The sequence below is a fragment of the Bradyrhizobium sp. in8p8 genome, from assembly GCF_000426845.1.
Taxonomy (GTDB): domain Bacteria; phylum Pseudomonadota; class Alphaproteobacteria; order Rhizobiales; family Xanthobacteraceae; genus Bradyrhizobium; species Bradyrhizobium japonicum_C.
Genome location: NZ_AUGD01000005.1, coordinates 119,927 through 132,922 on the forward strand (window position 1 = coordinate 119,927; position 12,996 = coordinate 132,922).

Sequence of the window (12,996 nt, forward strand, 5' to 3'; positions counted from 1 at the left end):
TTCACGCGTTGCTGCGGCGAAGATAGGGCAGCGCGAACAGATAGAGCCCGGTCGCGAGCAAGGGAATGAGTGGAACGAGCGCCAGGAAGCCAATCCATGCGGCTTGGACCTGCATGGTCATCGCCACGATGTTGGCGATGACCGCGATGGTGAAAGCCATCGACAGCCAGCGATGAATCTGCCGGATCCACATCTGCGTGCTCATTGGGTCGTCCCTTGAAAAAATTGATTGGAAGTGCGCCGGCTGTGCTAGCCCGCCCGCGCCAGCACGTCGTCCAACCTGGCGAAAAACTGCTTCCAGCCGGCATGCGCGCCGCCAAAAGCCTGCTTCTGCGTCGGTCTGAAGCCCGACTGCTCGACGCGCAGATGCGTGCCAGCGCTGGTCGGCGTCAGCGTGAAGGTCACGACGCTCTTCAGGTCGAACGCCGCGTCCTCATGCGAGAAATTCCAGGTGTAAGCCAGCGTCTTCTGCGGCTCGATGGTGAGCACCTCGCAATCCAGCACGCCGCCCCATTCGCCGCGCAGGTTGAAGCGGTGGCCGACGACCGGCTTGAAGTCGTTCTTCATCAGCCATTCCTCGATCAAATGCGGCTGCGTCAGCGCACGCCAGAGCCGCTCCACCGGCGCCGCAAATTCGCGCTCGACGATGACGGAGCGCGTCTCAGGTTCGTTCATTGGTCCATCCTCTTCAGGAGATCGTCGAGCGCGTCGAGCCTCTTCTGCCAGAACCCAGCCATCTGGCTGGTCCAGTCGATCAGCGGGTTGAGCGCACCCGGCCGCGCGCTGTAATGGGTCTGGCGTCCTTCGTGGCGGTCGCGCACGAGCCCGGCCTGCTTCAAGGCGCCGAGATGCTTCGACACCGCCGGCTGCGAGACGCCTGATCGCATCGTCAGCGCCCCGACCGTCTGCTCGCCCTCGCGGCACAGCCGCTCGAAGATCGCCCGCCGCGTAGGATCGGCGAGGGTCCTGAACAGGAGGTCGGGGGCGGCGGCCATGTGGAATCCATAACCAAGGAGTTATGGATTAATTCATAACCGTTGAGTTATGGATGAGTCAAGTACGACGGGAGGCTGCGGCGACGCCATACTCCCCCGTCATTGCGAGCCAACGGTTCGCGCGAAGCGCGGCCCGATGACAGGCTCCGCGAAGCAATCCAGAATCTTTCCGCGGAGGCTGTCTGGATTTCTTCGTCGCAAGGGCTCCTCGCAATGACGCGGAAAGGGCTGCGCCAGCCATCGCCGGTGCCGGCCTACGGCCGCAGATACAGATATCCTTGCGACTGCAACTCGGCCAACCGGACCACGCCGCCGCTCTCCGCGTTGACGAAGCCCGGCAGGAGATCCGCCAGCGTGACGTTCTGCGCCTTCATCGTGTTGCCGCAGGCGGCGAGCTCGATGCCGCCCTTGGAGAACTCGCCGACGCGCTTGCTGACGTCGGGGTTGGCCTGCATGGCGTGAAAGGCCTTCAGCGCCGGGCCGTGGATCACCAGCGCGATCGTCACATGCTCGGGGCCGCCGACGCCGTCGATATGGTTCTGGATGTTGCCGAGCACGAAATTGACCTTCTCGGCGTCGCTGAGATGATATGCCACCTTCAGCTTGCTCGGTGCAGCCTGGGCCGCGGCCTTCGCGCTGGATGCTCCGAACGCCGCACCCAGAGCTGACACGGCGCTCCACAAAATGTTCCGGCGGTTCATGGCGGTCTCCTCCGACTAAGCCCTGATGTGCCACAGGCATATCACTTGTGGCGCAGCGCCGCGAGCTCCTTGCGGTCGGTCACGAGCGAAGCGCACTCGCTGTTGTCGGTGCGATCGAGACGAAAGATCTTGTCGTCGGCACCGGCCGTCAGCGAATGCTCGGCATCGTCGTCCGGCTTGTTGTTCTGCCAGACCCGCACCCGCTCCAGCCGGACGATCGCGGACTTGTCGTCCTTGGACAGCGCGACGCCGATGCCGCCGCCGTCGCAGTCGACACCGCAGCCCAGGCGCACCTCGCCGCCGCTCGCAGTGAACACGACGTGATTACAGGAGCCGCTGGAGTCGAAATCGCCGCTCCGATGACGGTACCGGAACCCGAGGCGGAAGGAGCTGTGCAGCTCCTTGTCCTCTGCGTCGACCTCCGCCAAGATCAGCAGCTTCATCGCGGCGACCCTCTGCTTCGGGTGCCGCGCCAGGTGGTCGGCATCGTAGCGGCGGACGAAGCAAGCATAGGCCTTGTTGCCGGGCGGGCCGGCATACATCCGCACATTGAAGGTCTCGGCTTCAGCCTTTGTGGTCTCCCGAATCTCAGTCTCATTGGCGTGAGCGACGCCGGTCAAAGCAGCGAAAGCAAGAACAGCAACGAGGGAGAGCTTCATGACGGGCTCGGGGTGACAATCTACTGCAGCAAAACAGGACTGCTGTCGTTTAGACGCCGGCACGCTGCACCGCGTTCAACCTTTGCACGTCGCTCGTGCGAGCTGGTGCAGGGAAGCGGCCACGGTCGTTGGCGTCCTTAGTCAACTCCACGATCAAGAAGGTTCAAAAGGATGTCGCGCCTTGTCTCCTTGGAACCGACGCCGACGGTCGCAGCGACATTGTCTCGGCTCGTCGATGTGATAGCCTTCACAGACGGCTGCCTGTGGCAGCCGTAAGCTGGGGCTGCCTTGCAAGTTTGTGGAGTCCCCCGCATGGGCGAAATTCGCAACTTCAGATCCGAAAACCAGGATGAGCCGCCGCCGCACAGCGGAGTGCCTCGTCGACTCGCCGCCATCATCGTCGGTGACATCGCCTCCTACAGCCGGCTGATGCAGGCTGACGAGGAGGGCACGCATATTCGCGTCAAGCGTATCGAGCGAGATCTCATCCAGCCCAGCATCATCGAACATCACGGAAGTTTGGTGAAGACGACTGGCGACGGCTTCATCGCCATCTTCGACAGTCCTGTGGAGGCCGTTCGATGCAGCATCGTCATCCAGCAAAATCTCGTCGGCCGCAACGCGTCGGTTCCCAAGCATTCCCGGCTCGAATACCGGATTGGCGTCAATCTCGGCGACGTGATCGTGGAGCCAGACGACATCTATGGTGACGGCGTCAACATCGCCACGCGTATCGAGGGCATCGCGGAACCGGGACAGGTCTACATCTCCGGCGCCATCTATGAGCAGATCAAGCACAAGATCGTGTGCGGCTATGAGTCGCTCGGCGACCGCAAGGTCAAGAACATCACTGATCCGGTGCGCGTCTATCGCGTGCTACCGGACGCGGACGCCGTCGGCAAAACAAGAAGCCGCCGCGAGACTGCGCTGATCTTCTTGCTTGCCATCACAATGCTGACGATGGCCACCGGCGTGCTCTGGTACTTGCTGGCGCAGCCCGGCAGGATGGGCGAGCAGGCTGCCGCGCCGCCCACCGCTCCGGTCGCGTCACCGATTGCTCAAGCCTCGCCGAGCGAAGCGGCCACGCAGATGTCGCAAGCGTCTCCGTCACTGGCCTCGTCGCCTCCGCCGCCGGTCCCGACTCCCAGCCCATCGGCAACGCCGCTTCGCGAGCCCGAGATGATCGCCATTCGCGGCGGCAGCTTCGCGATGGGAAGCAACGATGATCCGACCGAGCGCCCTGTCCACCAGGTCACGATCAAGCCGTTCTCGATCGGAAAATATCCGGTGACGGTGCAGGAGTGGAATGAATGCGCCGCCGCCAAGGCGTGCGGATTCACGGCCAGCGGCAAGGACGATGCCCCGGTCAGCAATGTGAGCTGGATCGACGCGAAGCAATATGTTGACTGGCTGGCGCAGGCAACGAAGAAGCCCTACCGGCTGCCGAGTGAAGCCGAATGGGAATATGCGGCACGCGGCGGGACACAGACGAAGTATTGGTGGGGTGACAAGCTCCAGCCGGGCATGGCCGGCTGCAAGGATTGCGGTGAACTTGCGGCCGAGCAGCCGGCCAAGGTCGGCAGTTTCAAGCCCAATCCGTTCGGGCTTTACGACATGGGCGGCGGCATCGATCAGTGGGTCGCAGACTGCTGGCACCGGACCTATCAGGGCGCGCCCAGCGACGGCTCGGCTTGGACCAGCGCGGACTGCAGCGCTCATGTCCTGCGGTCGGGCTCCTGGAAGAACGATTCGGGATATGTGCGGCCGTCGAACCGCGGTGGATACGACGCGGGTGTTCGTTACCCCACGCACGGCTTCCGCATCGCGCTCAGTCCGTAAGACTGGAGTCAATCTGATGAAAGTCACTTCCTGTATCGCGCTGGCAGCGGCAATTGCCTTGCTCCCAGGCACGGCCTGCTCGCAAGGCAAATCCGCGCCCAAGGACGCCAAGCTCTATTTCATCACGCCGTATGACGGCCAGAAGGTCCGTGGTGGATTTTGGGTCCGGTTCGGCCTGCGCAACATGGGCGTGACGCATGCCGGCGACGATTACCACAATGCGGGTCATCATCATCTGTTGATCGATGTGAAAGGCCCCATCGATGTCAAGGAGCCGATTCCGCAGGACAAGTCCCATCTGCATTTCGGGGCAGGACAGACCGAAACGTTTCTCGAGCTTTCTCCGGGCACGCACACCCTGCAACTGGTGCTTGGTGATGCCAAGCACTATCCGTTCGAACCACCCGTCGTGTCGGACAAGATCACGATACGCGTCAGGCCGGCGGTATCGGCGCGGAGCCGATGATCACCGCAGGCTGGCGTTGATCTTGTCCAGCACCGCCGAGCCCGGGCACAGCGAGTCCGCCTCCAGGCTGTTGAGCGGCGTCTCGACCGTGTTGAGATGCTCGTGCATGTCTTCCGCGTCGGGGTCGACATAGAGCAGGCCAGTGACGATCTGGCCCTTGGCGGCGTGCTTCTGCAGGAAGGTCATGGCCCCGAGCCGATCATGCGGATCGTAGTCCGCGTCGATCTTGCGCAGCGCAATCTTGCTGCCGTCATGCTGCTCGACCACCTGCACCGTGCCCGGCGCATAGTCCACCGCGATCGGATCGCGGCCGACCAGCACGTCGAGCCGGTTCACGGCGTCATTGTGCTCGCGGACATAGTCGAAGCTCTTGGTCGAGCCGGCATGGTTGTTGAAGGCGATGCAGGGGCTGATGACGTCGATGAAGGACGCGCCCTTGTGCCGGATCGCGGCCGCGATCAGCGGCACCAGCTGGGTCTTGTCGCCGGAGAAGGAGCGCGCGACGAAGGTGGCGCCGAGTTGCAGCGCGATGGCGACGAGGTCGATGGCGTTATCGGTGTTGGTCACGCCCTTCTTGCTCTTGGAGCCGCGGTCGGCGGTCGCGGAGAACTGGCCCTTGGTCAAGCCATAGACGCCGTTGTTCTCGACGATATAGGTCATGTTCACGCCGCGCCTGATCGAGTGCGCAAACTGGCCGAAGCCGATCGAGGCGGAATCGCCGTCGCCGGAAACGCCGAGATAGATCAGGTCGCGGTTGGCGAGGTTGGCGCCGGTCAGCACGCTGGGCATGCGGCCATGCACGGAGTTGAAGCCGTGCGAATTGCCGAGGAAGTAATCCGGCGTCTTCGACGAGCAACCGATGCCGGAGATCTTCGCCACCCGATGCGGCTCGATCGAGAGTTCGTAGCAGGCCTCGATGATCGAGGCCGTGATCGAATCGTGGCCGCAGCCCGCGCACAACGTCGAGATCTTGCCCTCGTAGTCGCGGTGGGTGTAGCCGAGCGCGTTCTTCTTGAGGCCCGGATGATGGAATTTCGGCTTTGCAATGTAGGTCATGCGAGCACCTGAAATGTCCGCTGCTTCATGGCCGGCCTTGACCCGGCCGTCCACGTCTTTGCGGCGACGACGAAGCGCGTGGATGCCGGGGCATAGGCGAGCGGAAGCGACGCCGTTCTTCGAACGGCTATGCCCGGGCATGACGAAAGAGAGAGCAGGATGTTGGTCATGACACGGCCTTGCGGAGCGGGGTCACCTTGAGGTGATCCTGATGGTCGCCAATGGCCTTGGCGATGAAGCGGGCGGTGATCGGCGTGCCATCGTAGTGCACGATCGGCACGAGGCGGACGGGGTCTATGCCGTTCTCGTTGACGATGAGCTGGCGCAGCTGGCTGTCGCGGTTCTGCTCGACCACATAGACGAAGTCGTGCTCGGCGAGGAAGCTCGCCACGCTCGAATGGAACGGGAATGCGCGGATGCGCAGGCGGTCGAGTTGATGCCCGCGCGCTTCGAGCAATCCGATCGCCTCGTCCATCGCCGGCGAGGTCGAGCCGAAATAGATCACGCCGTACTTGGTCGGCCGCTCCGCATTGGCCTGCAGCGGTCTTGGCACCAGGTCCTGCGCAGTCTCGAACTTGCGCACGAGGCGCTGCATGTTGTCGGCGTAGACCGAACCTTCCTCGGAATAGCGTGCATAGCGATCGCGTGACGTGCCGCGGGTGAAGTAGGAGCCCTTGGTCGGATGCGTGCCGGGATAGGTGCGGTAGGGGATGCCGTCGCCATCGACGTCGAGATAGCGGCCGAAGTCCCGGCCCTCATCCAGCATTTCCGCGGTCATCACCTTGCCGCGGTCATACTGCTTGGAATCGTCCCATTTCAGCGGACGGCAGAGCCGGTGGTTCATGCCGATGTCGAGGTCGAGCATCAGGAAGATCGTGGTCTGGAGCCGCTCGGCGAGGTCGAACGCGGCCGCCGCGAACTCGAAAGCTTCGGCGGGATCTTCCGGGAACAGCAGCACATGCTTGGTGTCGCCGTGCGAAGCATAGGCGCAGGCGATGATGTCGCATTGCTGGGTGCGGGTCGGCATGCCCGTCGAGGGGCCGGCACGCTGGATGTTCATGATCACGGCCGGGATCTCGGCGAAGTATGAAAGGCCGATGAACTCGGTCATCAGCGAGATGCCGGGGCCGGAGGTCGCCGTAAAGGCGCGGGCGCCGTTCCAGGACGCGCCGATCACGATGCCGATCGAGGCAAGCTCGTCCTCGCCCTGCACGATCGCGTATTTCGCCTTCCCCGTCTCCGGATCGTGCCGGTATTTCTTGCAGTGGGCGGTGAAGGCCTCGGCCACCGATGAGGACGGCGTGATCGGGTACCACGCGCATACGGTGGCGCCGCCATAGACGGCGCCGAGCGCGGCGGCGCTGTTGCCTTCGATGAAGATACGGTCGCCGACCTTGTCGGATTTCTTCACCCGCAGCCCGATCGGGCATTTCAGGTTCGAGAGCGCCCAGTCGCGGCCGAGATGCAGCGCGTGGACGTTGGAGGAGAGCAGTTTCTCCTTACCCTTGTACTGCTCGCCGATCAGCTGCTCGATCAGCTTGGGATCCATGTCGAGCAGCGCACTGAGCGCGCCGAGATAGATGATGTTCTTGAACAGCTGGCGCTGGCGCGGATCGGTATAGGTCGAGTTGGTGATGGCGGTCAGCGGCACGCCGATCACATTGATGTCGTCGCGGAACTTGGTCGACGGCATCGGCTTGGTGGAATCGTAGAACAGGTAGCCGCCCGGCTCGATGCCGGCGACGTCCTTGTCCCAGGTCTGCGGATTCATCGCCACCATCATGTCGACGCCGCCGCGGGCGCCGAGATGGCCGTCTTCCGTCACCCGCACCTCGTACCAGGTCGGCAGGCCCTGGATGTTGGAGGGGAAGATGTTGCGCGGGGACACCGGCACGCCATGGCGCAGGATCGCGCGCGCGAACATCTCGTTGGCGCTGGCCGAACCCGAGCCGTTGACGTTGGCGAAGCGGACGACGAAGTCGTTTACGCTGCTGATCGGCTTTTTGTCGGACATGTCGAACCTGCGTGGGTCATCTCGATGAAATATTTCTGCATGTCCCAGGCGCCGGTGGGACAACGCTCGGCGCATAGCCCGCAATGCAGGCAGACGTCCTCGTCCTTGACCATCACGCGCCCGGTCTTGAGGTCGCTGGACACGTAGAGATCCTGATCGGGATGCAGCGAAGGCGCCTTCAGGCGCTGGCGCAGATCGCTCTCCTCGCCGTTGGCCGTAAAGGTGATGCAATCCATCGGACAGATGTCGGCGCAGGCGTCGCATTCGATGCAGAGCGAGGTCGAGAAAACGGTCTGCACGTCGCAGTTCAGGCAGCGATGCGCCTCGCCGAGAGCCAGCTTGACGTCATAGCCGAGCTCGACCTCGGCGCGGATGTCCTTCAGCGCGACAACCTTGTCGCGGTGCGGCACCTTGTAGCGCTTGTCGACGGAGATGTCGTTGTCATAGCTCCATTCGTGGATGCCCATCTTCTGCGACGAGATTTGCACGTCGGGGAGCGGGCGCTCGTCGATGGCCTCGCCGGAGAGCATCTTGTGGATCGACAGCGCGGCGTCATGGCCGTGCGCAACCGCCCAGATGATGTTCTTCGGGCCGAACGCAGCGTCGCCGCCAAAGAAGACTCTGGGATTGGTGGAAGCGAAGGTCTTCGGGTCGACCTTGGGCATGTGCCATTTGTCGAACTCGATGCCGCAATCCTGCTCGATCCAGGGGAAGGCGTTCTCCTGGCCGACCGCGACCAGCACGTCGTCGCAGGCGATGGTCTGATCGGGTTCGCCTGAAGGAACGAGATTGCGCCGCCCCTTGGCGTCGTATTCGGCCTTCACCTTCTGGAAGGTGACGCCGGTGAGCTTGCCGCCTTCGTGCACGAAGGCGACCGGAACCATGAAGTTGAGGATCGGGATGTCCTCGTGGATCGCGTCCTCCTTCTCCCAGGGCGAGGCCTTCATCTCCTCGAACCCGGAGCGCACGATCACCTTGACCTCTTCGCCGCCAAGCCGGCGCGCGGTGCGGCAGCAATCCATTGCGGTGTTGCCGCCGCCGAGCACGATCACGCGCTTGCCGATCTTGTCGGTGTGGCCGAACGAGACCGAGGCCAGCCACTCGATGCCGATATGGATGTTGCTCGCTGCCTCTTTCCGCCCGGGAATGTCGAGCTCGCGGCCGCGCGGCGCGCCGGAGCCGACGAAGATCGCGTCGTACTTTTCCGCGAGCAGCGCCTTCATGCTCTCGATGCGATGGCCGCCCTTGAAGTCGACGCCGAGACCCAGGATATAGCCGGTCTCCTCGTCGATAACGGAATTCGGCAGGCGGAATTTCGGGATCTGCGTCCGCATCATGCCGCCGGCTTCCGGATCGGCATCGAACACGGTGCAGTGATAGCCGAGGGGGGCGAGATCGCGCGCCACCGTCAGCGAGGCCGGGCCGCCTCCCACCAGCGCGACGCGCTTGCCGTTCTTGGGTGCCGGGCGCGGCAGGCGTTGCCTGATGTCGTCCTTGAAGTCCGCGGCGACGCGCTTGAGGCGGCAGATCGCCACCGGGGTCTCCTCGACGCGTCCGCGACGACACGCGGGCTCGCAGGGGCGGTCGCAGGTGCGTCCCAGGATTCCGGGAAACACGTTCGATTTCCAATTGATCATGTAGGCGTCGCTGTAGCGGCCTTGGGCGATCAGTCGGATGTATTCGGGGACGGGGGTGTGCGCAGGACAGGCCCATTGGCAGTCGACCACTTTGTGAAAGTAGTCGGGGGCCGCAATATCGGTCGGTTTCATTCCTACCCTGTCCGCGCAGGCTCAAAGACCCCGCGGCCTTTTTTGTTTGAGCTTGGCGGGCGCTTAACGCGTCTCGATCTGGTTTCTGAATGACGTCATCGGGTTAGCTTATTAGAACCGTTCCGAAGTACAACGGCAAAATTGCGTAGCTTCCCTCTTTCATGGGAGCTACGCGCGCACAGCATTAACGCCCGCATGCGATGCGCGTGCGCTGCAGCATCACACTGCGCTCCATCCGCTCATTGCGAGGAGCCCTTGCGACGAAGCAATCCAGAATGTCACTGCGGCCGCAGTCTGGACTGCTCGCCGAGCCTGTCATCAGGCCGCGCGGCAATATGTCAGCCGCGCGCGATATCGCTCTTCGCGAGATCCCACATCAGGCAGTACGTGCCGACGGAGACGGGAGGCGGGAAGGGGGCCGCCGCAGGACCGGTGAAGCGCTCGGCGATGACGCCGGAGACCGCGCCGACATGCGTGCCGTCGATCAGCACGAACCAGTCGCGTGCGCCTTCGTTACGCGTCGCCGGGATTCCCGCTGTCGCACCCGACAGTTCGGGCTCGCTTTCCAGCAGATGCATCGAGATGATGCCGTCATGCGCTTCGGGCCTCAGCTTCTCTTGCAGCGCGTCCCGCCACGCTCCGGCATTGTCAGGCGCCGGCCGCAGCCGCACCAGGCCGAGCACAGCCCCGCGCCCGGTGCCCTTGCTGATGGTGATGCGGGCGACAACGCGCAGCATGTCCCTGAAACGCGCCATGGTCTGCCGCGACCAGTCGGTCGGGTTCGCCAGCCGCGCCCGGTAGGCGGGGCTGTCGAGCACGTCGAGCGTCGCGGTCGAGTACAACGACAGATATTTGGGATTGGCGGCATGCGCGACATAGCGCCGCGCCTCCAGGAATCCGTCGATCGCGACACGCTCTTCCAGATGCTCGCGATCGTACCAGCGGTTGAAATCGGCTTCGTCTGAAACGTCGATGTTCATCGACGTCAGCAGCATGCCCTTTCCGGCGAGCGGCATTCTTCTTGTCCTCTCATCGCCCGATCTTCGACGCGAGGTCCGCGATCGACTTCATGACGGCGTCCCTCACGCCGGCATCATAGAGCGAATGTCCGGCTGCTTCCACGAGGCGAAGCTCGGAACCGGGCCATACTTTCGTCAATGCCTGCGATGTCTCGGGCGGGCACAACAAGTCATAGCGACCCTGGACAATGATGCCGGGAATGCCGGCGAGCCGTCCCGCATTGCGCAACAGCTGGTCCTCGGTCATGAAGCTGTCGTTGACGAAATAATGCGCCTCCATGAACGGCGTTGCCGGCAGCGTGCGCCAGACACTGAGCGATGCAAGGTCCAGCCGGGTCCTGGCGGGCTTGTGCTCTGACAGCGTGCGCTCGGTGTCGTGCCAGGCGCGCGCGGCAGGTCCGTGCACGGCCGGATCGGCGTCGAGGATGCGGCGCCAATAGGCGCCGACCGGTCGATCGCGTTCTTCCCCAGGCAGCACACTGAGAAAGTCCTCGTGCAGCGCGGGATAGAACTGCGCCAGGCGCGAGGTGAAGGCCGTCTCCACCTCGGCCCGCGTGCCGAGAAAGGTCGCGCGCAGCGCGATGCCGGAGACGCGCTCGGGATGTGCTTCTGCGTAGGCCAGCGCCAGCGTCGCGCCCCAGGAGCCGCCGACCACCATCCAGCGGTCGAAACCGAACTTCTCGCGGATCTTCTCCATATCGGCGATCAGATGCGCCGTGGTGTTGTGCTCGCGAGACCCCTTTGGCCTGCTGCGGCCGCAGCCGCGCTGGTCGAACAAGACGGCGCAGAACCGGTCCGGATCGAACAGCCGGCGATGGTCCGGCTGGCAGCCGGAGCCGGGCCCGCCATGCAGATAGACCGCAGGGATTCCGTCGGCACGGCCGACGCTCTCGACATGCAGCTCATGGCCGTCGCCGACGTCGAGCATGTCGGAGGTCAGCGGCGCAAAGGGATCGGCACGTTTGACGGAAGCGGCCGCGTCGGCGTCAGGTCCCATTCTCGGATTCCAGGGTGCCGCCGGCGAAGTTGCGGTAGATGAAGCGGCTCGTCTCGCCCTCGGCCTCGGCCTCCGCCTGCTTGAAGATGGTCTCGTGCAGCGGCGACAGAGCGCAGGCGGGATCGGTGTTGGCGGCATCGCCGGTCAGCGCGAAGGCCTGGCAGCGGCAGCCGCCGAAATCGATCTCGCGGAACTCGCAACTCTTGCACGGCTCCTTCATCCAGCCGGTGCCGCGATAGCGGTTGAAGGCCTCCGAGTTCTGCCAGATCCAGGCGATCGAATGGTTGGAGCGCACGGATTCGAATTCGAGCCCGGTGATGCTCTCGGCGGCGTGACAGGGCAGCACCTTGCCGGCGGGCGAGATGTTGAAGAACTGCCGGCCCCAGCCGCCCATGCACTTCTTCGGCCGCAGCGCGTAATAGTCGGGCACGACGTAGTCGATCGTCAGCCGGCCCTTCAGCCGCTCGCGCGCCTCCTCGACGATTTCAGTGCATTCGTCCAGCTGCGCCACGGTCGGCATCAGGGCGGCGCGGTTCTTCAGCGCCCAGCCGTAATATTGCACGTTGGCGACCTCGAGCCGGTCGGCGTCGAGATCCAGCGACATCTGGATCATGTCGGGGAGCTGGTGCAGGTTCTGCCGGTGCATCACCGCGTTCACGGTGAGCGGCAGATCGAGCTCGCGCGTCCATTTGGCCACTTCGAGTTTCTTGCGGTGCCCGCCCTTGTAGCCGCCGACGCGATCAGCGAGGCCTTCCTCGATGCCCTGGAAAGAGATCTGCACATGGCAGAGCCCGGCGTCGGCGAGATCGCTGAGCTTCTCGCGCGTCAACAGCACCGCCGAGGTGATGAGGTTGGTGTAGAGGCCGACGTCACTCGCATGCTTGACCAGCTCGACGAGGTCCTTGCGCGCGGTCGGCTCGCCGCCGGAGAAATGCACCTGCAGCACGCCGATCTCGGCGAGCTCGCTCAGCACCTTCTTCCATTCCTCGGTGGTCAGCTCCTTCGCCGAGCGGTCGAGCTCGACCGGGTTGGAGCAATAGGGACATTGCAGCGGGCAGCGATGGGTGATCTCGAGCAGCACCGCGAGCGGAATGCCGAAGCTCTCCGCTGTCGAGCGCTGCTTCTCCAGCACCGCGAGGCTGTCGCTGGGCGGGATGGTCACGTCGCTCATGACGTCTTCTCCCTGATCTCGGTGAGAAAGCCCTTGTCGGCGAGATCCTGCAGCATGGCAATGACATCAGCGAGGATCGCCTCGCGTGGCGCGGCGTATTTCGCCGCGAGTTGATCGGCGACGTCGCCGACATTGCGCTCGCCGTTGCAGAGCTGCAGAACCTCGACTGCGATCTCGTCGGGGGCCAGCACCCGTTCCGGCGCCAGGATCACCCAGACTTTCCGCGTCTCGTCATATTTCAGCTTGGCATGCCGCGGCAGCACGGGGCGGCTCGCCTCGCTGACGCTGATGTGACGCGGCCCGGCCATTG

At 63.9% G+C, this 12,996-nt stretch carries 14 protein-coding genes; 2 read left to right on the forward strand and 12 right to left on the reverse strand.

The features are described from left to right. Window position 1: 1 nt before the first annotated feature. The 5 genes from K408_RS0115255 to K408_RS0115275 all read right to left on the reverse strand — a co-directional run bounded on the left by K408_RS0115255 (window position 2) and on the right by K408_RS0115275 (window position 2,355). A complete protein-coding gene (locus K408_RS0115255) occupies window positions 2-205 on the reverse strand; it encodes a hypothetical protein (RefSeq protein WP_024339418.1) in 204 nt (67 codons plus the stop codon). A gap of 44 nt (window positions 206-249) precedes the next feature. After that, complete coding sequence (locus K408_RS0115260) at window positions 250-675, reverse strand: SRPBCC family protein (RefSeq protein ID WP_024339419.1); 426 nt, start codon at window positions 673-675, stop codon at window positions 250-252. Continuing rightward, window positions 672-995: an ArsR/SmtB family transcription factor gene (locus K408_RS0115265; RefSeq protein WP_024339420.1), complete on the reverse strand. Its 324-nt coding sequence runs from the start codon at window positions 993-995 to the stop codon at window positions 672-674. Before K408_RS0115265 ends, K408_RS0115260 begins: the two co-directional genes overlap by 4 nt. Window positions 996-1,249: 254 nt before the next feature. Then, window positions 1,250-1,696 (reverse strand): DsrE family protein, encoded by a 447-nt coding sequence (locus tag K408_RS0115270; RefSeq protein ID WP_024339421.1) that lies wholly within the window; start codon window positions 1,694-1,696, stop codon window positions 1,250-1,252. Between the two features lie 41 nt (window positions 1,697-1,737). After that, window positions 1,738-2,355: a hypothetical protein gene (locus tag K408_RS0115275; protein ID WP_024339422.1), complete on the reverse strand. Its 618-nt coding sequence runs from the start codon at window positions 2,353-2,355 to the stop codon at window positions 1,738-1,740. 312 nt (window positions 2,356-2,667) lie between these two features. Here K408_RS0115275 and K408_RS0115280 point away from each other — a divergent pair, with 312 nt between their 5' ends. Both K408_RS0115280 and K408_RS0115285 read left to right on the forward strand, forming a co-directional pair. Continuing rightward, window positions 2,668-4,194 carry an SUMF1/EgtB/PvdO family nonheme iron enzyme gene (locus tag K408_RS0115280; RefSeq protein ID WP_024339423.1) on the forward strand — a complete coding sequence of 509 codons (1,527 nt, stop codon included), beginning with the start codon at window positions 2,668-2,670 and terminating at the stop codon, window positions 4,192-4,194. A 16-nt stretch (window positions 4,195-4,210) separates the two neighbouring features. Then, window positions 4,211-4,660, forward strand: a complete 450-nt coding sequence (locus K408_RS0115285) for a DUF4399 domain-containing protein (RefSeq protein ID WP_024339424.1) — start codon at window positions 4,211-4,213, stop codon at window positions 4,658-4,660. Here K408_RS0115285 and K408_RS0115290 read toward each other — a convergent pair whose 3' ends face one another. The 7 genes from K408_RS0115290 to pqqD all read right to left on the reverse strand — a co-directional run bounded on the left by K408_RS0115290 (window position 4,661) and on the right by pqqD (window position 12,994). Next, window positions 4,661-5,716: a 2-oxoacid:ferredoxin oxidoreductase subunit beta gene (locus K408_RS0115290; protein ID WP_024339425.1), complete on the reverse strand. Its 1,056-nt coding sequence runs from the start codon at window positions 5,714-5,716 to the stop codon at window positions 4,661-4,663. Between the two features lie 166 nt (window positions 5,717-5,882). Then, a complete protein-coding gene (locus K408_RS0115295; protein ID WP_024339426.1) occupies window positions 5,883-7,730 on the reverse strand; it encodes a 2-oxoacid:acceptor oxidoreductase subunit alpha in 1,848 nt (615 codons plus the stop codon). Beyond that, on the reverse strand, window positions 7,700-9,499 hold the full coding sequence (locus tag K408_RS0115300; RefSeq protein WP_024339427.1) for an FAD-dependent oxidoreductase: 1,800 nt from the start codon (window positions 9,497-9,499) through the stop codon (window positions 7,700-7,702). Before K408_RS0115300 ends, K408_RS0115295 begins: the two co-directional genes overlap by 31 nt. 338 nt (window positions 9,500-9,837) lie before the next feature. Continuing rightward, window positions 9,838-10,515: a DUF4286 family protein gene (locus K408_RS0115305; protein WP_024339428.1), complete on the reverse strand. Its 678-nt coding sequence runs from the start codon at window positions 10,513-10,515 to the stop codon at window positions 9,838-9,840. Between the two features lie 13 nt (window positions 10,516-10,528). Further along, the gene (gene pip, locus K408_RS0115310; protein WP_024339429.1) at window positions 10,529-11,515 is read right to left on the reverse strand and encodes a prolyl aminopeptidase; all 987 of its coding nucleotides are present in this window, start codon (window positions 11,513-11,515) and stop codon (window positions 10,529-10,531) included. After that, the gene (gene pqqE, locus K408_RS0115315; RefSeq protein WP_024339430.1) at window positions 11,505-12,686 is read right to left on the reverse strand and encodes a pyrroloquinoline quinone biosynthesis protein PqqE; all 1,182 of its coding nucleotides are present in this window, start codon (window positions 12,684-12,686) and stop codon (window positions 11,505-11,507) included. The genes pip and pqqE overlap by 11 nt, the downstream gene beginning before the upstream one ends. Next, window positions 12,683-12,994, reverse strand: a complete 312-nt coding sequence (pqqD, locus tag K408_RS0115320) for a pyrroloquinoline quinone biosynthesis peptide chaperone PqqD (protein WP_024339431.1) — start codon at window positions 12,992-12,994, stop codon at window positions 12,683-12,685. The genes pqqE and pqqD overlap by 4 nt, the downstream gene beginning before the upstream one ends. Between the last annotated feature and the right edge of the window lie 2 nt (window positions 12,995-12,996).